Origin of the sequence: Bradyrhizobium sp. YCK136 (assembly GCF_044570075.1) — a bacterium.
Classification (GTDB): Bacteria; Pseudomonadota; Alphaproteobacteria; order Rhizobiales; family Xanthobacteraceae; genus Bradyrhizobium; species Bradyrhizobium diazoefficiens.
Map to the genome: position 1 here is coordinate 7,169,790 of NZ_CP172424.1, position 23,349 is coordinate 7,193,138.

17 protein-coding genes, 1 tRNA gene and 3 pseudogenes are annotated in these 23,349 nt (G+C 60.3%); 12 read left to right on the plus strand and 9 right to left on the minus strand.

Annotated features, from left to right (window positions below):
• Positions 1-95 precede the first annotated feature (95 nt).
• Entirely contained in the window at positions 96-1,208 is a 1,113-nt protein-coding gene (locus tag ACFLEY_RS34705) for a hypothetical protein (RefSeq protein WP_060910892.1), read from the minus strand.
• On the minus strand, positions 1,205-1,615 hold the full coding sequence (locus ACFLEY_RS34710; RefSeq protein ID WP_060910891.1) for a hypothetical protein: 411 nt from the start codon (positions 1,613-1,615) through the stop codon (positions 1,205-1,207). The genes ACFLEY_RS34705 and ACFLEY_RS34710 overlap by 4 nt, the downstream gene beginning before the upstream one ends.
• A gap of 1,886 nt (positions 1,616-3,501) precedes the next feature.
• On the opposite strand from ACFLEY_RS34710, the pseudogene ACFLEY_RS34715 reads away from it, so the two are divergent.
• A pseudogene (locus ACFLEY_RS34715) lies at positions 3,502-3,826 on the plus strand (hypothetical protein); the annotation flags it as partial.
• Between the two features lie 142 nt (positions 3,827-3,968).
• On the opposite strand, the pseudogene ACFLEY_RS34720 reads toward ACFLEY_RS34715, so the two are convergent.
• The 3 genes and pseudogenes from ACFLEY_RS34720 to ACFLEY_RS34730 all read right to left on the minus strand — a co-directional run bounded on the left by ACFLEY_RS34720 (position 3,969) and on the right by ACFLEY_RS34730 (position 6,118).
• Positions 3,969-5,130: pseudogene (locus ACFLEY_RS34720) on the minus strand (transposase).
• Between the two features lie 512 nt (positions 5,131-5,642).
• Complete coding sequence (locus tag ACFLEY_RS34725; RefSeq protein ID WP_018273892.1) at positions 5,643-5,795, minus strand: transposase; 153 nt, start codon at positions 5,793-5,795, stop codon at positions 5,643-5,645.
• 95 nt (positions 5,796-5,890) lie between these two features.
• Positions 5,891-6,118 carry a hypothetical protein gene (locus ACFLEY_RS34730; RefSeq protein ID WP_018273891.1) on the minus strand — a complete coding sequence of 76 codons (228 nt, stop codon included), beginning with the start codon at positions 6,116-6,118 and terminating at the stop codon, positions 5,891-5,893.
• 1,810 nt (positions 6,119-7,928) lie between these two features.
• On the opposite strand from ACFLEY_RS34730, the gene ACFLEY_RS34735 reads away from it, so the two are divergent.
• The 4 genes from ACFLEY_RS34735 (at position 7,929) to ACFLEY_RS34750 (ending at position 13,228) form a co-directional block, all read left to right on the plus strand.
• Positions 7,929-9,014, plus strand: coding sequence for an HlyD family secretion protein (locus ACFLEY_RS34735; protein WP_018273889.1), 1,086 nt, complete (start codon positions 7,929-7,931; stop codon positions 9,012-9,014).
• Between the two features lie 30 nt (positions 9,015-9,044).
• Positions 9,045-11,198: a peptidase domain-containing ABC transporter gene (locus ACFLEY_RS34740; protein WP_018273888.1), complete on the plus strand. Its 2,154-nt coding sequence runs from the start codon at positions 9,045-9,047 to the stop codon at positions 11,196-11,198.
• A 183-nt stretch (positions 11,199-11,381) separates the two neighbouring features.
• A protein-coding gene (locus ACFLEY_RS34745) for an IS3 family transposase (RefSeq protein WP_396604991.1) occupies positions 11,382-12,493 on the plus strand; the annotation gives its coding sequence in 2 pieces (ribosomal slippage) (positions 11,382-11,634 and positions 11,634-12,493; 1,113 coding nt in all).
• A gap of 309 nt (positions 12,494-12,802) precedes the next feature.
• Positions 12,803-13,228, plus strand: a complete 426-nt coding sequence (locus tag ACFLEY_RS34750) for a tyrosine-type recombinase/integrase (protein ID WP_396604992.1) — start codon at positions 12,803-12,805, stop codon at positions 13,226-13,228.
• Here the strand turns inward: ACFLEY_RS34750 and istB are convergent.
• Positions 13,182-13,949: an IS21-like element IS1631 family helper ATPase IstB gene (gene istB / locus ACFLEY_RS34755; RefSeq protein WP_038952109.1), complete on the minus strand. Its 768-nt coding sequence runs from the start codon at positions 13,947-13,949 to the stop codon at positions 13,182-13,184. The genes ACFLEY_RS34750 and istB overlap by 47 nt on opposite strands.
• 4 nt (positions 13,950-13,953) lie before the next feature.
• Positions 13,954-15,711 (minus strand): IS21-like element IS1631 family transposase, encoded by a 1,758-nt coding sequence (gene istA, locus ACFLEY_RS34760; RefSeq protein ID WP_100214066.1) that lies wholly within the window; start codon positions 15,709-15,711, stop codon positions 13,954-13,956.
• A 143-nt stretch (positions 15,712-15,854) separates the two neighbouring features.
• On the opposite strand from istA, the gene ACFLEY_RS34765 reads away from it, so the two are divergent.
• The 3 genes from ACFLEY_RS34765 to ACFLEY_RS34775 all read left to right on the plus strand — a co-directional run bounded on the left by ACFLEY_RS34765 (position 15,855) and on the right by ACFLEY_RS34775 (position 18,482).
• A complete protein-coding gene (locus ACFLEY_RS34765; RefSeq protein ID WP_129557535.1) occupies positions 15,855-16,094 on the plus strand; it encodes a site-specific integrase in 240 nt (79 codons plus the stop codon).
• Positions 16,095-16,297: 203 nt separating this feature from the next.
• Complete coding sequence (locus ACFLEY_RS34770) at positions 16,298-17,149, plus strand: hypothetical protein (RefSeq protein WP_249163603.1); 852 nt, start codon at positions 16,298-16,300, stop codon at positions 17,147-17,149.
• Positions 17,139-18,482: an IS1380-like element ISBdi2 family transposase gene (locus ACFLEY_RS34775; protein WP_060907971.1), complete on the plus strand. Its 1,344-nt coding sequence runs from the start codon at positions 17,139-17,141 to the stop codon at positions 18,480-18,482. Before ACFLEY_RS34770 ends, ACFLEY_RS34775 begins: the two co-directional genes overlap by 11 nt.
• Before the next feature lie 825 nt (positions 18,483-19,307).
• Here ACFLEY_RS34775 and ACFLEY_RS34780 read toward each other — a convergent pair.
• Complete coding sequence (locus tag ACFLEY_RS34780) at positions 19,308-19,607, minus strand: hypothetical protein (RefSeq protein ID WP_060910889.1); 300 nt, start codon at positions 19,605-19,607, stop codon at positions 19,308-19,310.
• Between ACFLEY_RS34780 and ACFLEY_RS34785 the strand changes: the two are divergent.
• Positions 19,533-20,042 (plus strand): annotated as a pseudogene (locus ACFLEY_RS34785) (site-specific integrase); the annotation flags it as partial. The gene ACFLEY_RS34780 and the pseudogene ACFLEY_RS34785 sit on opposite strands and share 75 nt — an antisense overlap.
• Before the next feature lie 219 nt (positions 20,043-20,261).
• Here ACFLEY_RS34785 and ACFLEY_RS34790 read toward each other — a convergent pair.
• Positions 20,262-20,338: transfer RNA gene (locus ACFLEY_RS34790), tRNA-Pro, on the minus strand.
• A gap of 68 nt (positions 20,339-20,406) precedes the next feature.
• Between ACFLEY_RS34790 and ACFLEY_RS34795 the strand changes: the two genes are divergently transcribed.
• The 3 genes from ACFLEY_RS34795 to ACFLEY_RS34805 all read left to right on the plus strand — a co-directional run bounded on the left by ACFLEY_RS34795 (position 20,407) and on the right by ACFLEY_RS34805 (position 23,337).
• Positions 20,407-21,396 carry an L-threonylcarbamoyladenylate synthase gene (locus ACFLEY_RS34795; protein ID WP_060910888.1) on the plus strand — a complete coding sequence of 330 codons (990 nt, stop codon included), beginning with the start codon at positions 20,407-20,409 and terminating at the stop codon, positions 21,394-21,396.
• A gap of 76 nt (positions 21,397-21,472) precedes the next feature.
• Entirely contained in the window at positions 21,473-22,900 is a 1,428-nt protein-coding gene (locus ACFLEY_RS34800) for an FAD-binding oxidoreductase (RefSeq protein WP_211433785.1), read from the plus strand.
• Positions 22,897-23,337 carry a GNAT family acetyltransferase gene (locus ACFLEY_RS34805; protein ID WP_060910886.1) on the plus strand — a complete coding sequence of 147 codons (441 nt, stop codon included), beginning with the start codon at positions 22,897-22,899 and terminating at the stop codon, positions 23,335-23,337. The genes ACFLEY_RS34800 and ACFLEY_RS34805 overlap by 4 nt, the downstream gene beginning before the upstream one ends.
• Positions 23,338-23,349 lie beyond the last annotated feature (12 nt).

Here is a 23,349-nt window from a genome sequence, read left to right on the forward strand (position 1 = left end):
TGGCCAGTGAACCACGATCACGGTCGAGCCGCTTCTTGTCGTTTTGGCGGCAATGCCTTGCCCGCCGCCCGCCTTCCCGCGCGTCGCGCCGCAATTCAATCGTCCCGATCCTTGACCTCAAGTCCGCCACCCTGCTGGTCGGGACGCAATTGATCGCCCGTCGGCGCAATCTCGGTCCCCTCGAACGACAGTCGGCCACGAACCTCCCGAGCGATCTTTGCGGCGGTTTCCGCCCAGATTTTACCCTGAAAGACCGGCTGCTTGATTTCATACTTCAACCCGCCTCCCTCGAGATAGACGACCGCGTGAGCGACGAGAGGCACCATCCCTCGCGACAGCGAGTGTTCGCTGACCGGATCCTCGGGCAGATGTGGCAAGCCAAACGCGTGGCCGGCTTCCGAGGCGACCATTTCGAAAATGCCCAACGCACTCAGTCGAACCTCCCAACGCTCAGTGGCTTCGCGGAGGCGACTGTCGCGCTGGATCTGGCCTAAACGCTCGACGACGTTGCCCAGCGAACCGGAGACGCGCCGAATGGACTCCAGGGGATCCTGAACAAACTTCTGCTCCGACATCGGCCGCTTGTTGTCCGGCAGATTCTCGACAGCGATCTGATGATGCAACGCCCATATCGGATCGTTCCGGACTGCCACGATGTCGTCCAGGCTCACCGAACCAATATCGGTCAATTGAACGGCTTTACTGGCGATGTCCAGACCGACCCCGGCGACAGCCATCATGAGATCCTGCAACTCCTTCTCGTCCACCTCCTTGATACCCTCCGTGAGTTCCTTGATCTCCTGCAAACACTCACGGCTGGTCGACCCTTGGGACGTGACAACATAGCGGTTGAGAACATCCGGCAAATTGACGTTGTACTTGAGGTCCGCGAGCGCCTTGATCTGCATGGCCAGCGGCTTCTTGAGATCAAAAACCAGGTGGTCCTTGTGCAGGCCGCCGACGCAGACGAACTCGTGATAGATTTCCTTGCGTTTGACCGGGCGGCCGGTCTCGTCCTGCACCCGATTGGCAAAGTCGCGCATATTCTTGAGCATCTGCCTGATGCTCTCGTCATCGAATGTCGAAAGCGAGAAGTCGTTGCGAAGCAGATCAGGCCTGAGATCGTCGATCGTCTTGAAGAAACCTCCAAAGCGCTTGGAAATGTGATCGGTGATCAGGGTCCCGTTTCGCTTGTCGTCCCAACTCAATCGCAGCTTGTACCCTTCGCCTCGGCCTTGACCCAGTAGTCCTCGACATCGCGGGACAGGTCCGTGCCCTTGAAGTCCGAGAGCTGCCGCTCGTCGTAGAGGAATGGGATGATTGCGCGTTCCTGCACGAGTCTTTCGAACGACTCCGCCTCCGAATCTCCGCCGAGATAGAGCTCCTTGACCGCCTCATTGTGGAGAAGGTACGCGCGATTGACCACCACCGAACGCAGCGTGAGCAGCGCCTTGAAGAACTCCATCTTCATCGCCGGCTGTATCCGCTTGGCGTAGTCGGAAAGCGGCTTTTCACTTTCTGCAGCTTCCTGGGCGATATCCGGCGGGGCCCACTGATCGTCAAGGCATTGGGCAATGCCGGAAAGCTGGTCCAAATTGTTGGGGGTCAATTCCATGGCGCAATGCCTTAAGAAGAAAAAAACAATGCGTAATGTGTATTACAAAATGAATGCGAGCTTAAGTTGAACTTTTCGGCAGCCGAAGAAGCCGGAGCGAATCCTGCTCCAACGACACCATTCGCGTTCGTGAACCTTGCGACGCGCTTCACGCCATCAAGGCGCTGGCCGGCGGGACGAGCTTTGCGAGCCATGCCGCGCGCACAGACGGCCCTGCTTGGGCCAAATCGGCCGTGGACCCGCCCCGAAAATCGTTGCAAAAAGGCGCTCCCGAGGCGCCGGCGGCCGGTCCGCCAAGCCTCTGGAAAACGGTAACTTTTGAAAGAATGGTCGGAGTGGCAGGATTCGAACCTGCGACCCCTGCGTCCCGAACGTAAATAGCGGCCGAAAAGATCAACAAAAACAATGAAGTTTGCTCCCGATCGACCACCTTTATCTCCGTTCGTTCACGGGGTTTCGGTGGTCAATCGGTGGTCAGCTTCCGATCTGCTCTCACTGAAATCATCTCGGCCTATTTGACCAGTCGGGGGTTTGAGTCAGGGGGAGGGCTACCTACGTTCCCGCCGACAGGTTTCCGCCGAGTTTTTGGTGTCGGTGGCGTAAATCCCCGCGGGGCGCCCCTGCCCTTCTCCCCTTGTGAGAGAATGAGGGTCTATGTAACCTGTTGATCGGGCATGGGAAACCAAAAGTAGTGTCCCTATAGTGTCCCCTTCGCAGGGTTCCCCAACGCGACGCTTCTGTAGCCGAGCTTGTAGCCTGCTCGGCTCCTTCTTTGTGGTTGTGTTCGAGACTATCCCCAGCTCCTGCAGGGACGCGCGCTGGTGCGTTCACGAGCTGGGGGATGTCTATCACGCGCGCGACGGGACAGACGCACCACGGCTCATCGCCCGCCTTTGAGCGACGCAATCGCGCGACGTGATGAGCTTTCCCCTTCGGCGCAAAGCGGCTGATCAACCTGAAGCCACGTCCGCGTAGCCCTCGAAGGCGGACATTGTGAAGGCCAAGTCGGATGTCCGACGAGGGCCATGAGCCGAAGTCAGTGACGTGATGCCCGCCGCCGCCCGCCGCCAGAGACATCTCCTGAGATTTCTGGGGCTGGGGTCCTTTGAAGGGCATAGGCGGATGGGGGGACCGCGCAACGGCACGCTTTCAAGATATTTGACCCGGTCAAGATATTTGACCCGGCGATTTTTCAGATTGCGTTGCGGATCGGTACAAAATTCGAGGGGCTAATGTGAGCGCGACGGGCGGTGCGCCGGGACAAGCACGAGCAGACCCGCTCGGCCTCATTCTGCTCTGGAGAACGTGACGACATACATAAAAAGAGAGGCCGCCTGCGTTGCCACAAGCGGCCCAAGTCTAGGGAGGAAACGCCCAAGGAGGGCAGCGATAGCGAGAGCGCTACCGCATACCCTAGCTAAGACGATCGCGATCAGCGGCTCAATTGCACGTAGGTAAACGTCGGGCATCTAAAGGGGTCACGGACCTATACGAAGGTTTATGGCAGAGCCGACCACTTCCGCACTAGGTGTAGGCGTCACTGCCTGCGCATTACGTCGAGCATCGAGTACGGCATCGCCCTCGACCTCGATGCGTGGTGGTGACCGTCATTGGATATGCGCGGAGACGAAAGCGCACAGTAGCGATTTGTCGCACGCGACCGTCCTTCTGATGAATTAACATTAGGGAAGAGACCGGCCTGACGGAGATCAGTCGTTGTTTTTGTTCTGGTGGCAGTGGTCGTGACCACGCTCGTGCAAACCCGGAAACGATAGCAGCTTGATCCGCCGCTTTTGGGACGTGGTCGCCTCCGTTGTGCCCGGCGCGTTATCCACCGCAAGCTGTAGCGGCTTGCCGACGCTCTACCTCCGGGCGATGCTCGCGCGATGGGCACCAAATCACGCGAGACCATTTACGGTGGGTCGGTCCGGGCAGCGGCAGAACGGGCGACCGAAGCGCGGAAGGAGGCCGACCGGCTCGCCGTTGCGGCGTGGAACGCGCGCATGCTCGGTTTCCAGGGGCCCGCGCAACCGTCGCCCACGCTCGGCGATGCGCTTAATGCCGGTTACCGCTACCTCGAAGTGCGCTGCCTTGGCTGCGACACGCACCAGACCGTCGCCCTTGGACATCGTGCGGCGACCGAAGGCGACGCCGGTTCATGAACTGGAGCGCTACATGCGGTGCAAGGACTGCTCGGAGGTGCGCGGCTACAGGAACCCGAACCGACGTGATATATCGACGGTCGTAACACAAAGGATGTCCTGAGCGTTCGAAGCTTTTTGTCCGTCGTCAGATAATTTGAGACTGGTCAGACTTTTTGAGAAGGGAGGCTCTGGTTCATCAGGGTTAGAGTTTAAGCGACCTGCAGTTGATGCTGCAAGCGGCGGTTCGCGATGGTGTCGCGCTTGATGCGGTTTCGTTCTGCGAGGATCGCCTCAGCCCTGCCGAAGTAGACATCGGCTGGCGTGAGGTTGTCGATGCTCTCATGATAGCGGACGTGATTATAGTGTTCGACGAAGGCTCCTACTTGACGCTCGAGATCACCGGGTAGGTAATAGTTGTCGAGCAGGATGCGGTTCTTCAGCGTCTGATGCCAGCGCTCGATCTTTCCCTGGGTCTGAGGATGGTACGGAGCGCCGCGCACATGCTGCATGCCCTTCTGGTCGAGCCACTCGGCCAGATCATCCGCCACGTAACTCGAACCATTGTCGCTGAGAAGCCTTGGCCAGTGCGCGACGGCGCCGTCGTCTTGTCCTCGAACTCGTTCGCGGCCTCGATCACCACATAGGCCGGGCTGGTGATGAGGTCATGCGCCTTCAGCAGCCGATAGACCGACGCCTCGGATACAAAGTACTTTCGTTCGTCGGTGAACCGCACGGCCAGCTCGCGTGGCGACAGCTCAGGTAACTCCAGCGCCAGGTCGATGATCTGGCCCCGCACATCGTCCGGGATGCGGTTCCAGACCCGGTCTGGTCGAGACCGATGATCGGCCAGCGCCTCAACGCCTCCCTCGCGGTAGCGATCATACCAGCGATAGAATGTGGCGCGCGGGATCCCGAGCTTGTCCAGTGTGCGCTTGGCCGGAAGGTGCGATTGCTCGACCAAATGGATGATCTCGGCCTTCTCTGAGGCGGGATACCTCATGCCTCGTCCTCCCCATCTCCGTTCATACTTGTTTGAACAGACGGTTCTCCAGGGGCAGATCGGCGACGGCCTCCTTCAAGGCGGCGGCCTCCCGGCGGAGGTCCTTCACCTCGCCGGAGGTCGTAGCTCGTGCCGTGTCGCCGGCCAGGCGGCGCTTGCCGGCCTCGAGAACTCCTTGGACCAGCCGTAGTACACATCGAGGCGGCAATGCCTTCTCGGCGACAAAGCTCGGAGATGTTCTCCTCGCCGCGCAATCCTTCCAGCACGATGCGGATCTTCTCTTCCGCCGAATACTGCCGGCGGTTCTGGCGCCGAATGTCCTTTCGCACTTGGTCTGCCGACGCTTTGCCCGGTCCGGATTTCTGTTTCATCTTCGCTGCTGGTGGCTACGATGAACCAGAAATCCTTCCAGGGCTGCGTCCTTACGGACACGCGAAAGGAGTTCTGGGGTAAGCCGGTCCGTGGCTGCGCCGCGGACCGGCTACAAAATGCCTTTACAAGAGCTCCTCGTGAGAGCTCAGGGGGTGGCAGGACCATTTCTGCTCATCCGGGTTCCAAACACACCAAGGCTGACCGCCGACAGCGGCGCACGCATCTTCGAAAGTCAGTTCGGTTACGCCATAATCTGAGATATCCATAGTTGTTTCCTTTCCTACAAGGCGTCAGCTGCCGCTGCCGCAACGCAGAGAATTCAAATCGCGTGCCGCGCAGCGGAGTGGCGATAGAGGCGCCAAACAGGCCTTTTTTGCCGGAGCGTATGTGAAAAGCGCGGCGGTCTCTTCGTGCCAACGTCGTCTGCTGGACATTCATGTCGCGGCGCGTATCCAGCATTCCCTTTCGTTGTGCCGACGCGCATTCCGATGTCGGCTTTCCCTCGCCGTCCCTAATTCATCTTCCGCTCGAGCCACTTCTTGATGCTGTCGCCGGCGCGTGTAGTCAGGCCAAGCCTGTTCTTTCCGGCCGTCGAGCGGTTCTTTAGTTTCAGGCAGAGCCATGCCGCAAAGTTTCTTGCCGACTTGAACCCGCGCGCATCCACGACCTTGATCGACAGCAGCTCGCAACGATCGAATCGACCCCCGAGATAGCCGGCAGCCGTTCACTCATCTCTTTACTCCGGCGGAGTTGCATGAGCTACTTGCCGACCTTTGCGATCTGGTCCTCGACGTGCGCCAGTTCTGCTGCCAGAGCGTCCACCCAGCTGCTTTGTAAAGTCGGAGACTTTGCGTCGGCCTGAATGTCGATCAGCAACCGCGAAAGCCCCTTAGGCGCGGCAAAGCCGTATTCCGCGGCGTAGCCGCGGATTGAATTGGCAAACCGGGTCCGCCTGCCGATGAACTGGTTGCGCACACGCTCCAACATTTGTGCGCCCTTGCTCGGGACTTTTGATGGGCACAAAGTTCTTACGCAGTTTCGGCCGGCTTGCCGCACGCAAATATATTGCGATCGGCATCATCGCCACTTCATGCCGGTTTGATTGCAATTCCCACGCCTAACAATGCGATGCCCGCAGGCCTCCAGAGCCACAAGCGCACGCGGCAGCGCTTGAAGAACTTCTAAACCAGCCCGCGGCTCAATTTAAGCCGCAAAACCGGCTGCTCGTTCCCATCAACGCCATGCAGCTGAAACACACTCTGGACGTATGCAAACCGACGCGAACAATCGCTTTTATGCGCCCCGACGCGTCGCACTCTGCGCCGTTCTTTGCCCAAGCCTGCCAAGCGATTTGGATTTGATCGCTCAGCTCGCCCCGCTGCTTCTTTGATGATACCGAAAGCGACCTAGTGGGGCCGCGGCGACATCCGCATTGCCGCGATGCCGAATGAACCTCTCGCGCAGCCAACCCTGAAGGCCATGGAGTCGTTTCGGGGCGTTCAGGCGACTTGAACGTTTCACCCCGCCCGCCACCACGTAGTCTTTCACCGAGATGGCTGCAGCCCAGCTGCCGCGGAATCCGCTTCAGAGCCAGCCGCACGCCCTCAGGCGCAACACGTCCGCCACGTCATCCGGCGTCTTCATCACCTGCCCCCCGTGGATCAATCCACGAGGAGCCTTCCGTGATTCGTTCCTCGTTCATTCGCTCTCTCCTCAGCTATCCAAGAAGGGGCAATTGCTCGTGACGCTGAGGGGGCATGACCTTTTGCCCCTAAGTGTTATCAAGTCCTGAGTTCGCCCCGGCTGTTGGATTTGCCCAGGTTGGGCGGTGGTAGCGACGTGAGCTGGCGGATAGCTCGAAGGCTTCCTGAAGCATGCCGTGTTCGCCCCGTTCGATTTGTCGCATTTGCAACCACAATGATGTTCGGGCGGTCTGCCGCACATTTGCTGTTTAGCATCATAAAAGCAAGGAGAGCGTTTTCTGCCGTTCCTGAGCAGTTGGCACGAGACTTGAAGTTGCTACGGGGTCGGCAGCAGTTGCTGGTCGACCACACTCACGGCTATTGAAAAGGAAACAACATGAGAAGCTATATGTCAGCTTCCGGAATTGACTCCTGAAGAAGCATGGGCAACTGCGGGAAGGAAGGTATCGCTCGGACGTGGCGCGGTTGCGGTTGGGAGGTTCGTCCCATTGAGGGCGGTGGTTGCAGCATCATTCCAATTCCTTGCCCTGAGGAGCCTAGCCCTTAATTGCAAAAGTGTCTGCAGCCTGCCTGCGGCGCCAGGCAGGCTCTTCTTCATGCCGCCCCGCGAAAGTTTCGTGCCGGACGAAAGGTCTTTGGGCGCGCCGCGGTTGAACGTTTGAGAAATTCCGTTCAACGGCTCTGTCGCGGGCGCAACGATAAGACTTCACCGGCGTGCGGGGGCTCTCAGCTGAGTGGCAGGATCGAATGCAAATCAAATACAAAGCGGCTGCTCTGGATTTGTTGTGGAGCAATCGCATGATCGCTCCACACCTCTTTTCGGGTAATCAACGAAATTGGCCGAGCAGCACCAGCGAGTGTTCCACATCTGACAAGGAGATAACAATGAAAGTCGATACGTTAGTTGGCTACCCTTAGGTGTGAAGGACAATAGCTGGCGCACCTTCCCCGTGCGTCGCTCAATCCTGATGAGTCGTTTGGCACTGCCAATCGTCGTAATCCGTGACAGGGCTGCTATGGCTGATGTAATGCTGCCTCCGGAGACGGTCCGCTACACTGCAGAGAGCATCCTATCGCGAGAATCAGGACGATCTTTGGCGATCTACAAGATAATTGTGTTGTCTGTCGTTGCGACGTTTGTGTCGCTGCCAGTCATCACCGTGACGCTGTCTGCTCAAAGTGCCGGTACCATTCGTCCCACAATCGAGAAAACTCCTCTGATAGCACCCGTCTCCGGACGAATTTCTCGTGTTCTTGCCGTCGAGAACGATCTCGTTGCACAAGGACGAGAGATCCTAGCTCTCGACGATGTGGTCATTAAGGAAAAGATCGGTGCGCTTACAGGCGAAATCCGTCTGAAGCGCGATCGTGCCAGCGACCTCCAGGCCCTGATCTCTTCCGGCGCACAGTCCGACGCCCCAGTCCGCCTCCGCTCGGAGTTCGCCACGGCCGAGCGCCTGCATTTTCTCAACCTGTTGCGGGAGAACCAATATGCCCGCAGCAACGCCGCGGCAGAACTCGAGCGCGCTCAGCGACTCGTCGCGGTTGCTGCAGCGCCCACCAAGGCGGTTGAAGAAAAGGCTTTCGCGTTGCAGAGCCTCGAGGTGAAGGGCGAGATCCTCGTCCGGAGCAAATCCGCCGAATGGAATCAGCAGCTCTTCGATACAAACCTCCGCCTTCAGGAACTCACCGCCAGCTTGCACCAACTTGAGAACGAACGCGACTTGACCCAGATTCGCGCTCCCGTGTCCGGCGCACTCGAGCAATTCAACGGCGTCACCCCAGGCAGCTACGTCCAGGCGGGGCAAACTGTCGGTTGGGTCTCGCCCGACGGCGAACTGGTGGCGGATATCTACGTTTCGCCCAAAGACATCGGCTTCGTGCAGCCTGGCCAGGCGGTGAGGCTCCAGGTCGATGCCTTCAACTACAATCAATGGGGGATGATTGACGCGACAGTGCTAGACGTCGCGCAGGACTTTACCCTGCAGGAGAAGAGCCCGGTCTTCAAGGTTCGCTGCGCGCTTTCTCGCAGTTACCTCGAGCTCACAAATGGCATCATTGGTCATCTGAAGAAAGGCATGACGGTGAGAGCCCGTTTTCTCGTGGCGGAGCGCACTCTGCTGCAACTTCTCTACAATGAGATTGACGATTGGCTCAACCCGGTCCTAGCGGCTCGTTAATTATCCATTCCAAGAAGCCGGTGAGCCGCCATGTTGGGTCAAATCATCAAAGTCAAGCAGCGCGACATCACGGATTGTGGGGCTGCCAGCCTCGCTTCCGTTGGAGCCTTCTACGGTTACAAGTTGCCATTGTCGCGCATTCGCCAGTATGCGTCGACGGACCAATCGGGCACCACCGTGTCGGGTCTTCTGCTAGCGGCTCATCAGCTGGGGTTCATTGCCAAGGGCGTCAAGGGCGGCTTCGACAGCTTGTACAAGATCCCCAAGCCGGCCATCGCGCATGTGATCATCAAGGATGTCTTGCACCACTTCGTAGTGATCCAGGCGATCGACACGAGGTGGGTCACCGTCATGGACCCCGCGTACGGCGAAATCCGCAAGCTATCGCATGAAGAATTCAAGAGGCAATGGACTGGCGTCCTGGTGCTCCTGGTTCCGGCCGACACCTTCAAGCGCCGCGATGAGACCACCTCACCTCTTCTCCGCTTCGCCCGGCTGCTTGCATCGCACAAAGCGGCGCTAACGCAGGCTCTCGTCGGCGCACTGGTAACCACCCTCCTGGGGCTGTCGACAGCCATTTACGTCCAGAAGATCGTCGACCACGTGATCACAGCGGGCAACCGCAATTTGCTCAATCTCATGAGCGTCGTGATGCTGCTGATCCTGGTGCCGCAGATCGTAATCAACCTGCTCAGAAACCGGCTAGTCCTGCAAACAGGTCAGAAGATCGATGTCTGCTTGATCCTCGGCTACTACAATCACATCCTAAGCCTACCACAAAAATTCTTCGACAGCATGCGCATGGGAGAAATCGTCTCCCGGATGAATGATGCGGTGAAAATCAGGAGCTTTCTGAACGACGTCTCGATCACCATGTTCGTCAACATGCTGGTCATACTGTTCTCGTTCGGCCTGATGTTCATCTACTCGTGGAAGATCGCCTTGGTCGTGGCTATCTCCATCCCACTATATGTCTTAGTCTATTGGACCGTTAACCGACTCAATAGGAAGCGCCAGCGCGCGATCATGGAGAATGCCGCCGAACTGGAGGCGCAATTGGTTGAATCACTCGGAGCTGTTTCCACGGTCAAGACTTTCGGCGTGGAGAGCTTCGCTTGCCTTAAGATGGAAACTCGCTTTGTCAAGACCCTGCAATCGGTCTACAGCTCCGGCCTCATCTCGATCGTCGGAGACAATGCTTCTACCTTTCTCTCAACTCTCTTCACAATCCTGCTAATGTGGTTTGGCGCGACGCTTGCTATGGATCAGGCCGTGACTCCGGGTGAGTTACTTTCCTGCTACGCACTGCTCGGCTATATCACCCGGCCTGTCGCCAACCTGATCCAAACCAACAGAATCGTTCAGGACGCGTTTATCGCGGCGGATCGCCTGTTCGAGATTTTCGACCTTGAGCCGGCACGCAGCGGCGGTATTGATGCCACCAAATCCGAGCTTGGTGATATCCGCCTGGAGAACGTCACCTTCCGCCATGGCTCGCAGCCGAAGCTCTTTGAAGATCTTAACCTCACCTTTCGTCGAGGTGAAATGACGGCCGTGGTGGGAGAAAGCGGCTCAGGCAAGAGCTCCCTTGCGGCGCTGCTGCAGAACGTCTACCCGCTCGAAAGCGGCCGCATTCGGATCGGTCCCTATGACCTTAAAGACTTCTCGACCGTATCCTTGCGTAGGGTTATTGCTTCGGTACCGCAGTCGACGGACGTATTCTCAGGCTCGCTGATCGAGAACATCGCGCTCGGCGAGTTCGAACCGGAGATCGACAGGATCATGAAGGTCTGCGATCAAACTGGGCTGCGGGAGGCGATCGAGAATTGGCCGGGAGGCTTCCAGGCCTATCTAGGCGAAAACGGCGTACGGCTCTCTGGCGGCGAAAAGCAGCGCCTTTCGTTGGCCCGAGCTCTGTATCGGGATCCGGACATCCTGATCCTTGACGAGCCTACCTCTTCTCTGGACTCCGTTGCCGAAGCCACCATTCACCAGCTCCTTGATGATTTGCGTGGCGCCGGCAAGACCATCGTGGTCATCTCTCACCGACCCAGCACCATCCGCACTGCCGAGAAGCTTGTCATGTTACACAAGGGGCGGATCGTTGCTGAAGGCAGGCATACTGATCTGCTGGGTGAAGCCGCTTACCTTCGCTTGTGGCAGACGCAAACAGGGGTCAGCTAGAGTTGCAGAATTTGCTGTGACCTCCTCCGAATGAGTGGACACCTGTAGTAGGCTCATTGAGCCCGGAGGTGTCGAATGGAACGTCAACGTCGATCAGAGCTGGCCCCGCAAATTCGGACAGTAGCTTGAGTGGATTTTCTGCCTGACAGCGGCGAGGATTCTTGCTGCGAATCAGGAGCGAAGATGACGAAGAAGAGCCGCCGGACGCATTCTCCGGCATTCAAGGCGAAGGTTGCTTTGGCTGCGGTCAAAGGCGACAAGACACTGGCGGAGCTGGCGCAACTGTTTGATGTTCATCCGAACCAGATCACGATCTGGAAAAACCAGCTCCTGGAAGGCGCCGCCGGCGTGTTTGGGCATGACAAGACATCGGCCGAGACGCCGGTCGATTTGAAGGCGTTACATGCCAAGATCGGCGAGCTGGCGTTGGAAAACGATTTTTTGTCCGGCGCGCTCACCAAGGCGGGCCTGCTGAGCGCAAAGCGATGATCGACCGCGGTCATGATCTAAAGGTCCTGAAGCTGGCTCGCAGCACGGTCTACTATGAACCTCGGCCAGTTTCGGCCGAGGACCTTGCCTTGATGCGTCGGCTCGATGAGCTGCATCTCGATTATCCCTTCGCGGGAGCGCGTATGCTGCGATCGTTGCTGCGGCGGGAGGGCGTATACGCCGGTCGCCGCCACATCGCGACGCTGATGAAGCGCATGCGGATCGAGGCGGTCTATCGTCGCCCGAACACGAGCAAGCCGGCTCCGGGTCACAAGATCTACCCGTACCTGTTGCGCGGATTGAAGATCGAGCGGCCCGACCATGCGTGGGCAATGGACATCACCTACATTCCGATGCGGCGTGGCTTCGTCTATCTCGCGGCGGTCGTCGATGTGTTCAGCCGACGGGTCCTGGCCCATCGCGTCTCGATCACAATGGAGGCGGCCTTCTGCGTCGAAGCGGTCCAGGAGGCGTTGGCGAAGCACGGCAGGCCCGAGATTTTCAACACGGATCAGGGCAGCCAGTTCACCAGCCTCGAGTTCACCGATGTGCTGCTGGACGCGAAGATCGCCATCAGCATGGACGGCAAGGGCGCCTGGCGCGACAACGTGTTTGTCGAGCGGCTCTGGCGCACGGTCAAATACGAAGAAGTTTATCTCCGCGCCTACGACAGCGTGTCCGAGGCGCGAGCGTCAATTGCCAAGTATCTGGCCTTCTACAATCAGGGACGCCCTCACTCGAGCCTTGACGGGCGCACGCCCGACGAGGCTTACTTCGGCACGCAAGCTATGGTGATGGCCGCATGACCGTCGCCGTCCAAACAACCGGGGCCAGCTCTTGTGGTCTTTGTGACTTACCGCGCAGCGCGGATTGGGGCCTGCTTGATCATTTACGAGACTGCCTAAGTGACACCCGACAGCTGGATCGAGCTCGAGGCCCTCCGTCCGTTTGAAGACTGATAATGAATATTCTGATTTTATCAGTAACCGAGAGCCTTTCATTTCCTCTTGGCTGATCTCTTCGCGAAAGCTCATTGCATCGAGCGAACTGATAAGCATTTATTCTGTTGCAGCGCTCAGCCGAACAGCTAGAATCTGGCATTCGGTTTGATCGAGATGGCAGGCAAGCAAGCCAAGATACTTTCTGATCAAGCGGCACGAGATTTACTCTCATTCGCCGACATGACCCGACACCCGGATAGAAATCGCGCCATCATCTTGCTGTCGTTGAAGGCAGGCTTACGCGCCGCTGAGATTGCCAAATTGACATGGGATATGGTCGAAAGCGCCGAAGGCGAGATCGGCGCGACGATTGAAGTACGGGACAGCGTCGCGAAGAAGCGCCACGGTCGACGAATCCCGGTTCAAAAGGATCTCCGACAAGCACTGCTCGTCTTACGAAGGCTGTCTCCAGGAAACGCCCCGCGGGTCACTTCAAATTCCTCCGGGTGTGGTCAGTCAAATTCCTCCACCCGCGAGGCAGGACAAGGGACTGTTAGTTTGAGTTTGTTTCCCGGGCAAGAGCTTCAGCGGCTTCTTTGAGCCGATAGCTGCGTCCGTCGAACTCAAGCAGATGGCAATGATGCATAAGGCGATCGAGGATCGTCGTGCTCATAGTGTTGTCCCCAAGGTATGCCCCCCAATCCTGCACGACGCGATTGGAGGTGACGATGACGCTGCGGCGCAGTTTGTAACGCTGATGGATCAGGGTCTGCAGCAAAGTGCCGGCGTCGTCGGGGATGGCGCGTGCGAGGAATAGATCGTCCAGCACGAGGAGATCGCAGTCGATGATGGTTCGCAGCCGGACCTCGCGTTGTGCCGGAGAGTTCAGGGCGTAGCGGTGGAAGAAGTCGTCGGTCTCAAGATACTGGACCTTGTGGCTTTGCAGGATCGCCTGATAGGCAATCGCCTTGGCGATGTGCGACTTCCCGGTGCCAGGTTTGCCAACAAGCAGAGCGTTCTCGCCAGCGGCAATGAACGCCAGGGTGTGGAGCTGGAAGCAGGTCTGACGTGGCAGTTTGGGATTGAAGGACCAGTCGAACTCGGCGAGCGTCAGCTTTTCGTCGAGCCCGGATTGCTGGTATCGCCGCTCGATAAGACGGGACTGACGACGGTCCAGTTCATCCTGCAGGATAAGGGAGAAGGTCTCGAGGAAGGGCTGGTTGGCGCCCTGCGCCTGGAGCACGCGCGTCTGCAGCGTGTCGCGGACACCCGACAGGCGCAGCTGTCGTAGGCAACGCTCAATTTCCGGCATGGTCATCATGTGGCTAGGTCTCCAGTTTAAGGTGAGAAGGTGCAGCGGGAGCGCTCGTGGCGCCGGAGTTGGCCGGGGTTGCGCAGGCGACACGAGCGCGGATTGCCGTGGCGTGATCGTCGTGAGCCTCGGCCTGCCGACCATTGTCGTCGGCGTCGCGCCGCACAGCGCGGCTGAAGAGGTCGCCGTATTCCGCGGGGGTACGGATCAGCGGATGATCCTGGGTGAGCGGCGATGCCGGCTGTGGCGTCACTCCAACCTGCTCGATCGCCTGTTCGAACAACCGCTCGACGGTCGCACGCACGTGCTTGTAGCGGTAGATGCGGTTGTCGATGGCGTGCGCGCAGGCCTGCTCGACCAGCCGCGCCGGGTACTTCCGGCCCAGCCCGACAATGCCCCACATCGCGCGCTGTCCGGGGCGCCCTTCGGTGTCGAACACCTGCTGGCACAAGGCCCTGGTCTGCGGTCCGATGCGCTCGGCGCTCGCCAGCAGCACGGCGGTTTGCCGCGACGGGTTGAACGGCCGTTCGCTGGTCGGCAGGACGACAGAACCGGGGTGCGCCATCCGGGAATGAACACGCAGCAGCGCACGGGTGTGGCGATCACGGATCTCGATCGTGGTGGTGTAGATGCGCACGACGACCTGGCTGCCGATCGGCGCGGGCCGCGCGGCGTAATAGCTGTTGTCGACGCGTACGGTGGTGTCGTCGCAGACAGTCCGGACGACTTCGGTGAAGATGCGGAAGGGAGCGACAGGCAGCGGCCGCAGGTGCGGCTTCTCTTCCTGGAACATCGCCTCGACCTGACGGCGCGTGCTGCCGTGGATGCGTTTGGAAGCCCAGTTCTCCTCCCAGTGCCTCAAGAACTCGTTTTGCGCCTCCAGCGTCTCGAAGCGCCGTCCGGCCAGCGCAGTGCCCTGGGTATGTTGAATCGCATTCTCGACGCATCCTTTCCGATTTGGATCGGCCACGCGCGCGGGATCGGCGACCACGGCGTAATGAGCCAGCATCGCGCTGTAAATCGGGTTGAGCTGGGGCTCGTACAAATCCGGCTTGAGGACGCCTTCCTTCAGGTTGTCGAGCACGACATAGCTGGGGACCCCGCCAAAATACCGGAACGCCTCTTCGTGGAGCTGCGCCCAGACTTGTTGGCTGGACTTCCAGACTACCCGCCGGAAGCTGCGCCGCGAGTAGCGTAGCGTCATCACGAACAGGCGGGGACGACGGTACCGCCCGCTCTTCGGATCAACCGTCGGCGCGCCCTCGCCATAGTCGACCTGAGCTTCCTCGCCGGGGAGGAACTCAAGACGATCAAACTGCTCAGGATCAGCGTGCCGCAACCGGCGCACAAACCGCTTGACACTCTGGTAGCTGGACGGAAAGCCAAATTGATCAACCAGGTCCTGGTAAATCGCCTGCGCGTTCCGCTTCAGCCGGACCTGTTCTTCGATCCACGTCCGATGCGCTTCGCAAGCCGAACGGGCCAGGCTGCTGGTGACCGTCGCTTCCGATGTCCCAAAAGCCGGTGGTCGGGGTGGAGGAATTTGGCCGTCCGCGCTCACCGAGCCGGTGGTCACTTCCCCGGGGGAATTTGCCTCCGCACCGGCCCGCAGCGCCTGATAACGCCGGATCGTCTTGCGATCGACACCCGTCAGCCGGTGAATCTCGCGCTGGCTGGTGTTGCGATCAAGTAATGTAAGTACGGTGCTTTGCAGATGTCGCTTCAAGACGTTCAACTCCCCGGCCCCTTGCTGGCTAAAGGGGTCGAACATAAACGTCCTGCCTGACCGGCTACTGCTGTTCAGCGGCGCTGACGGCGATCATCAGGTGGGGGAGTTTCAAGTGACCATACCCGGGGGATTTTGACCGACCCACGGGGAACGGGCCAATCGTGAGATCTGAGCGCGGCGGACCGATGACGCCACTCAGTATCGTAGTCTGGTTCAATCGGGCATTTCAGGCGATCGGTCTCAGTGGCTGCTCCTCACATTCGGGCCGACGAACCTTTATTACGCGAGCCGCGCGGCTCGTTCACAAGGCAGGCGGCTCGCTAAGAGACGTGCAGCTCTTGGCTGGCCATCGCTCGATCCAAACAACCCAGCGATACATCGATGGTGACAGCGATGCCCAGAGGAGGCTCGTATCTTTGATCTAGCAAAGCCTCGATCATTGGCAGCGACGGGGCACTCTCGGTCCACCGGCGCAGCGGCGGTCAGGTACGCAACCGGCCTGATCGAGGCCATATGCCGCAATAGCAGTGGCCAACTCTCGTCCGCTCCTCAACTCAGTATCAGCTCGCCAGATGCCGACCTTCATGAAATCGTGCGAGCTCGGGAAACGCCGCTCCTATTCAGCTGGATGGTCGAAACGTTCTCCTTCCAGGGAATTTCAGACAGAGTCGCTAAGTCGTACCTTCAGGCTCACGGCGGAATAACCTGGCAAGAGATCAGTCAGACGGCATGTGACCCAGCGTGCCATCTCCTGGACAGTTACTGGACCTACGAGAACTGCCGCTACGACAAGACCCGGCATGCTTGCAGCCATCTCAAACTTATCGACCGATGTCCGGTTCCGAAAGCTCCGCTCAGGAACGGTCACCTCAACCAAACCGCCTTTAGCTTCTTTCTGTTTGTCAGAGACGTCGCCGATTCCGATCTGTTTGCCTGGATCGATCACCAACTCTCAACCGCAACTGAGGTTGGCTACGCGTCTGCTCAAGAGGCTTTGGTCGGTCCGACCCGTCACGTCTTTGGAGTTTCAGACAAAGTTCTAACGATGACCCTCTCGTCGGTCCTCATGGCTGATCGTGAGAGCCGCCCTGATTGGTTTGCAGTCGGCAGCGCCATGATCGTTGTAGATAGCTTGGTGCATAACTTCCTCGTCCGCTCCGGAATTTTGAAACGGCTCGGCACCGATCACCCTTACGGTCCACGTTGTTACGCAACTGGCGGCTGCGCGGCCGTCTTGCGGCTTATCTCGGCAAAGATCGACGCACGGCAGTTTGATCGCAATTTTCCGGCCGACTTTCCGCGCTTTATTCAACACGCTCTTTGGCGTTACTGTGCTGCAGACGCTCTAACCCGTCTTATTCGTAAGAGTGCGCCTGAGGGCTGGCGAGCGTGGTGTAAAGCGCTGATGCGGCGTAGGATTCGGTTGCGAAGCCACCCCATCACCTTCAACCGCGAACGCCACGCCCGCCATGACCGATGATACGATTCTGCCCTTCTCGTTTCCAGCCATTCACGCCAAGAAAGTCACAGCTGCCTTCGATGGTGGGCGCCTAACCTCGAACGGGGGCGTGATGCTTCTGGCGATGGCCGAGCGGCGTCTCGGCTTGGCCGACAATCTGGCCCGGGTGTTCCCGGATCGGCGCGATCCGACGCGGGTCGTGCACAGCCTTGTCGATATGTTCCGCGCGCGCATGTTCGCGATCTGCTGCGGCTACGAGGACGCCGACGACCTCGATCATCTGCGGTCCGATCCCGCATTCAAGCTGGCCTGCGGACGGCTGCCGGACACGGGCCGCGATCTGTGTTCCCAACCGACGCTGTCGCGGCTGGAGAATGCTCCGCGCCTGCGCGACGTGATCCGACTGACCTACATTTTGGTCGACGCATGGATGGATAGCTACCCGCGCGAGCCGGCATCCGTCACGCTCGACATCGATGATACCTGCGATGTCGTCCACGGCCATCAGCAGCTCTCGCTGTTCAACGCTCATTATGACGAACGCTGCTTCCTGCCGATCCACGTCTACGACACGGAGAAGAGCCGTCCCGTGGCGGTCGTGCTGAGGCCCGGCAAGACGCCGGGCGGCGTCGAGGTGCGTGCCCTTCTGCGCCGCCTGGTACGGCATATCCGGACGCGGTGGCACAACACGCGAATTACGTTCCGTGGCGACGGGCACTATGCCCGGCCGGAGGCCATGGCGTGGTGCGAGACCAACGGCATCGACTACATCTTCGGTCTGTCCGGCACCAAGCCTCTCGCCAGAAAAGTCGACGAGGTCGCCGACGACATCCGCACCCGACGCGCCATCGAGAACCTGCCGGTTCTGCGTGGCTATACCGAGACGCGCCACAAGGCAAAGTCCTGGGATCGCGAACGGCGCACCGTCGCCCGTATTGAGGCGACGATGCTCGGCCTCGACATCCGTTTCGTCGTCACCAGCCTCGATGTCGGCTCGGCCGAGTGGATCTACGACAGCCTGTATTGCGCGCGCGGCCAAGCAGAGAATCTGATCAAGCTGCATAAGACACAGCTCGCCTCCGACCGCACCAGCTGCCGTTCGGCGCTCGCCAACCAGGTCCGTCTCGTGCTCCATACGGCCGCTTATTGGCTGATGCTGACCGTGCGCGAGGCCATTCCCAAAGTCCGGGAATTGGCCGCTGCCGAGTTCGCGACGCTGCGTCTTCGGCTCTTGAAGCTCGCCGCCCGTGTGGTCGAGACCTCGAGCCGCATTCGCCTTGCGTTTGCCGCGGCATGTCCCGAAGCCGACCTGATCTGCGGCTTGCCCGGCGCGCTGCTGCCGCTCGGTCCTTGACCGGCGGGGCGTCCGCCCCCGTTCGCCCAACCCATCCCTCAAGCGCGTTGCAAAGTACCGGTCGTCAGGCGGCGAAAAGCCGAAGGCAATCCTGTGCGCCTCGTCAGACAAGATGTGCGGCCGCATCAATCGGGCCCAAAAGCCGCACTCTCACGAATAGGACGGGCTAGCATGAGGATAAGCGAGAAAACTGAGAAAGATTCCGCAGCTTTCGTAAGGAGCCGTTTCATTCAGAGGGACTTTTGCGTGAGATTGAAATCGAAGAGCCCCTTCTTCGGTTGTCATTATAATCTTCCTTTGACAATCGCTTCTCTGTGATTTTGGAGCAAGTTGGGGAAAGTGCAAATCAAGTTCTGTAAGCGCAATGAACAATTCTCCGAGCTCCCCGGACCTGGCCGACGACGCGCCTTTACGGCTTTCGGTCGCCGCACGCCTTGCTTTTCCAGATGGCAGCATGAGCGCATCTGGCTTGCGCCGTGAAGCCGCGCGAGGACGTCTCGTTGTCGAGCGCATTGCGGGTAAAGATTACACAACACTGCAGCACATCAAAAACATGAGGAATCAATGCCGCGTCCAAGTAAAGGCGCCCGACTCTACAAACGAAAAGCGCGATACACTCACGGCAAACTCGTCCACCAGGCCGTCTGGATCATCAGGGACGGTGACCGACATATCGCCACGGGATGCCTTGCGAACGCGCCTGGAACAAAGCCGCCTCGAGAAGCAGAGCAGGCGCTCGCGGACTATATCGCGTGTAAGTATCGACCCGGACGAAACAGACGAGACATAGAGGACATCGACTGCGCCGATGTGCTCTCAATCTACCTAACCGACATTGGCGAGCCCGGTGAACAACACGAGATTGAGCCGAGGATCGAACGGCTCAACGAGTATTGGGGTGGCAAGAAGCTGGCGCAAGTTAATGCCCAGACTTGTGCGGGCTACACCAAGCATCGTGGCAATCCGGGTGGTGCTCGCCGTGATCTTGAGACACTGCGCGCCGCGATCAACCACCATGCCAAGGAGGGCTTTCACCGCGGCGTGGTGCGGGTGTCGCTCCCTCTCAAAGGTGAGGCACGCGAGCGATGGCTGACTCGCAAAGAGGCCGCAGCGTTGCTTTGGCATTGTTGGAGGTATCGTGAGAAACAGACGATACACTCGGGAACGTCGAAGGGCGGCCCGGTCGCCACGAACCGAAGGCCTCTGCGTCATATCGCGCGGTTTATCCTGATCGGCCTGTATACTGGCACTCGGGCAGGCGCGATCGCATCGGCGTCGCCATATGCGATAACTGGGCGCTCTTACGTGGATCTGGAGCGGGGCATTTTTTATCGTAAGGCCATTGGCAAGCGCGCGACAAAGAAGCGTCAGACGCCAGCCCCCATACCGCCTCGGCTGCTCGCCCACCTTCGGCGTTGGTGGAACCGCAAGCTGATCGCAGAGTGCTTTGTGGAGTTCAATGGCAAGCCGGTCGCTTCGGTGAAAAGGGGCTTCAAGACCGCCGTAGGGCTTGCCCGCCTACCCGGGAGGGTCACACCCCACACCCTGCGTCATACAGCGGCGACATGGCTCATGCAGCGGGGCGTGCCAATCTGGGAGGCGGCGGGGTTCCTGGGCATGTCTCCAGAGGTCCTGCAGGACACCTATGGGCATCACCACCCAGACTTTCTGCAGGGGGCGGCCACAGCCATTGGCCAAAAAGGCCGGTACGTTTCGGTGGCCGAAACGGTGGTCAACTTGACCGAGGATCGAAATCAGAAGAAAAAGCCTAATGATTTCTGGTCGGAGTGGCAGGATTCGAACCTGCGACCCCTGCGTCCCGAACGCAGTGCTCTACCGGGCTGAGCCACACTCCGACAAGAGGCCGGCTTATAGCGTCGGGTTTGGCGCACCGCAAGCGGCCGAGTTGAGGAATTTTATCCCTGTGAAAACGGGTCTTGAAACGCTGATTTTACCGGCTGGCGATGGCGCCGCCAGGGCCGCCGCCCGGACGCTTGCCGCCGGAGGGCTGGTCGCGTTTCCGACCGAGACGGTCTACGGGCTCGGCGCGGACGCCGCCAATGCCACCGCGATCGCCCATCTCTATGCCGCCAAGGGGCGGCCGGCCTTCAATCCGCTGATCGCCCATGTCGCCGACATTGCCGCAGCGCAGGCCATCGGGCGATTCGACGCGCGCGCCTTGAAGCTGGCGGAGGCGTTCTGGCCGGGGCCGCTGACGCTGGTGGTGCCGAAGACGGACGGCTGCCCGGTGGCGGATCTCGCCACCGCGGGCCTCGACACCGTCGCGATCCGGATTCCCGCCCACCCGGTGGCGCAGGCGATCCTGCGCGCCTTTGGCGGGGCCGTGGTGGCGCCGTCCGCCAATATCTCCGGCCACGTCTCGCCGACGCTGGCCGCCCATGTCGAGAGCGACCTTTCCGGGCGAATCGACCTGATCGTCGACGGCGGGCCGGTCGCGGTTGGCGTCGAATCCACCATTGTCGGCTGCCTCAACGCGCCGATGCTGCTCCGGCCCGGCGGACTGTCGCGCGAGCGGATCGAGGCCGTGCTCGGCGCAGCCCTGGCGCGGCCGCCGGCCGAGGCCGGGAGCGACGACAGCCAGCCGCTGGCGCCGGGCATGCTGGCCTCGCATTACGCGCCGCGCGCCAATGTGCGGCTCAATGCGCGCGAGGTGGCGCCGGGCGAGGCGCTGCTGGCGTTCGGGCCTTCACGCCTGCCCGGCCTTGACGCCGCAGCGGCCGTCATGAATTTGTCGCCCACCGCTGATCTCGATGAAGCCGCCGCCAACCTGTTCGGCTATCTTCGCGCCCTCGATGCGAAGGGGCCACGGGCGATCGCGGTGATGACGATTCCCGAAGACGATCTGGGCGAAGCGATCAATGACCGGCTGCGCCGGGCTGCGGTGGCGAGATAGCGCATGATCCGGAAAAGTGTGAAGCGGTTTTCCGATAAGATCATGTGCGAGAGATAAGCGAAGTAGAGACGAGACAATGAACATCAACAAGCCTGCCACTCCTCCGCTTGCGCCCGAGCTGATCGAGCAATTCCGCAAGATCGTCGGCGAGCGCCACGCGATCACGGATGCGGCCGACATCGAGGCCTATGTCACCGAGGAGCGCAATCTGTTCCACGGCCGCTCGCCGCTGGTGCTGCGTCCGGGCTCGACCGCTGAAGTCTCCGAAATCTGCAAGCTCGCCTCCGCGCACAAAATCGCGCTGGTGCCGCAGGGCGGCAACACCGGGCTCGTCGGCGGCCAGACCCCGCACAATGGCGAGGTCGTGGTGTCGCTGCGTCGGCTGGACAAGATCCGCGAGGTCGATACCGCCTCCAACACCATGACTTGCGAGGCCGGCGTGGTGCTGCAGATCGCGCAGCAGAAGGCATCCGACGTGGACCGACTGTTTCCGCTCTCGCTCGGCGCGGAAGGCAGCTGCACCATCGGCGGCAATCTCTCGACCAATGCCGGCGGCACCGCCGCGCTCGCCTATGGCGTCGCGCGCGAGATGGCGCTGGGGCTGGAGGTCGTGCTCGCGGACGGGCGCGTGCTCAACGTGCTGTCGAAGCTGAAGAAGGACAACACCGGCTACAATCTGCACAACCTCTTCATCGGTGCGGAAGGCACGCTCGGCATCATCACGGCGGCGACGCTGAAGCTGTTTCCGAAGCCGCGGGCGGTCGAGACCGCCTTCGTCGGGCTGAATTCGCCGGCCGCGGCGCTCAAGCTGCTGACGATCGCGCAGGGCGAAGCCGCCAATGCGCTGACGAGCTTCGAGCTGCTGTCGGAGATGGCGGTCGACTTCTCGGTCCGCCACGGCATCGACGTGCGCGATCCGCTTGCAGAGAAGCATCCCTGGTACGTGCTGATGGAATTGTCTTCGCCGGGCGACGATGCCCGCACGCCGCTGGAAACGATCCTGACCCGCGCGATGGAGGAGGAGATCGTCGACGACGCCGTGATCGCGGCCAACCTCAGCCAGCGCAACGGCTTCTGGAAGCTGCGGGAGGAGATGTCGTCGGCGCAGAAGCCGGAGGGCGGCTCGATCAAGCACGACATCTCGGTGCCCGTCGCCGCAGTGCCCGCCTTCATCGACGAAGCCAATGCCGCCGTGGTGAAGCTGATCCCCGGCGCGCGGCCGGTGCCGTTCGGCCATCTCGGCGACGGCAACCTGCACTACAATATCAGCCAGCCGATCGGCGCCGACACCGCGGACTACCTGGCGCGCTGGCACGAGATGAACGCGGTGGTGTTCGAGATCGTGCTGCGCATGGGCGGCTCGATCTCGGCCGAGCACGGCATCGGCGTGCTCAAGCGCGACGAGCTGCCCGAGGTGAAGGACAAGACCGCGATCGAGCTGATGCGCGCCATCAAGGCGATGCTCGACCCGCTCGGCATCATGAATCCGGGGAAGGTGCTGTGAGCGTGTCCCTCACGATCGATGCGATCAGCGACGCCGACGTCGAGCCGGTCGTCGCGCTGTGGCAGCGCTGCGGCCTGACGCGGCCCTGGAACGACCCGCATGCCGACATCGCGCTGGCGCGGCGGCGCGACAACTCGACCGTGCTGATCGGCCGTGAGTCCGGCGCGATCGTCGCCACCGTGATGGTCGGCCATGACGGCCACCGCGGCTGGGTCTATTACGTCGCCGTCGACCCCGATGGCCGCAAGCGCGGTTTTGGCCGGGCGATCATGGCGGCGGCCGAGGACTGGCTGCGCCAGGCCGGCATCGCCAAGCTCCAGCTCCTGGTCCGCCGCGAGAACGCGCAGGCCAACGCGTTCTACCAGTCGCTGGGCTTCGAGGAATCCACCTCGTTGATGTTCCAGAAGTGGCTCGACGGCCGCGCTTCGACTCCCTAGCTCCCGGAAAAC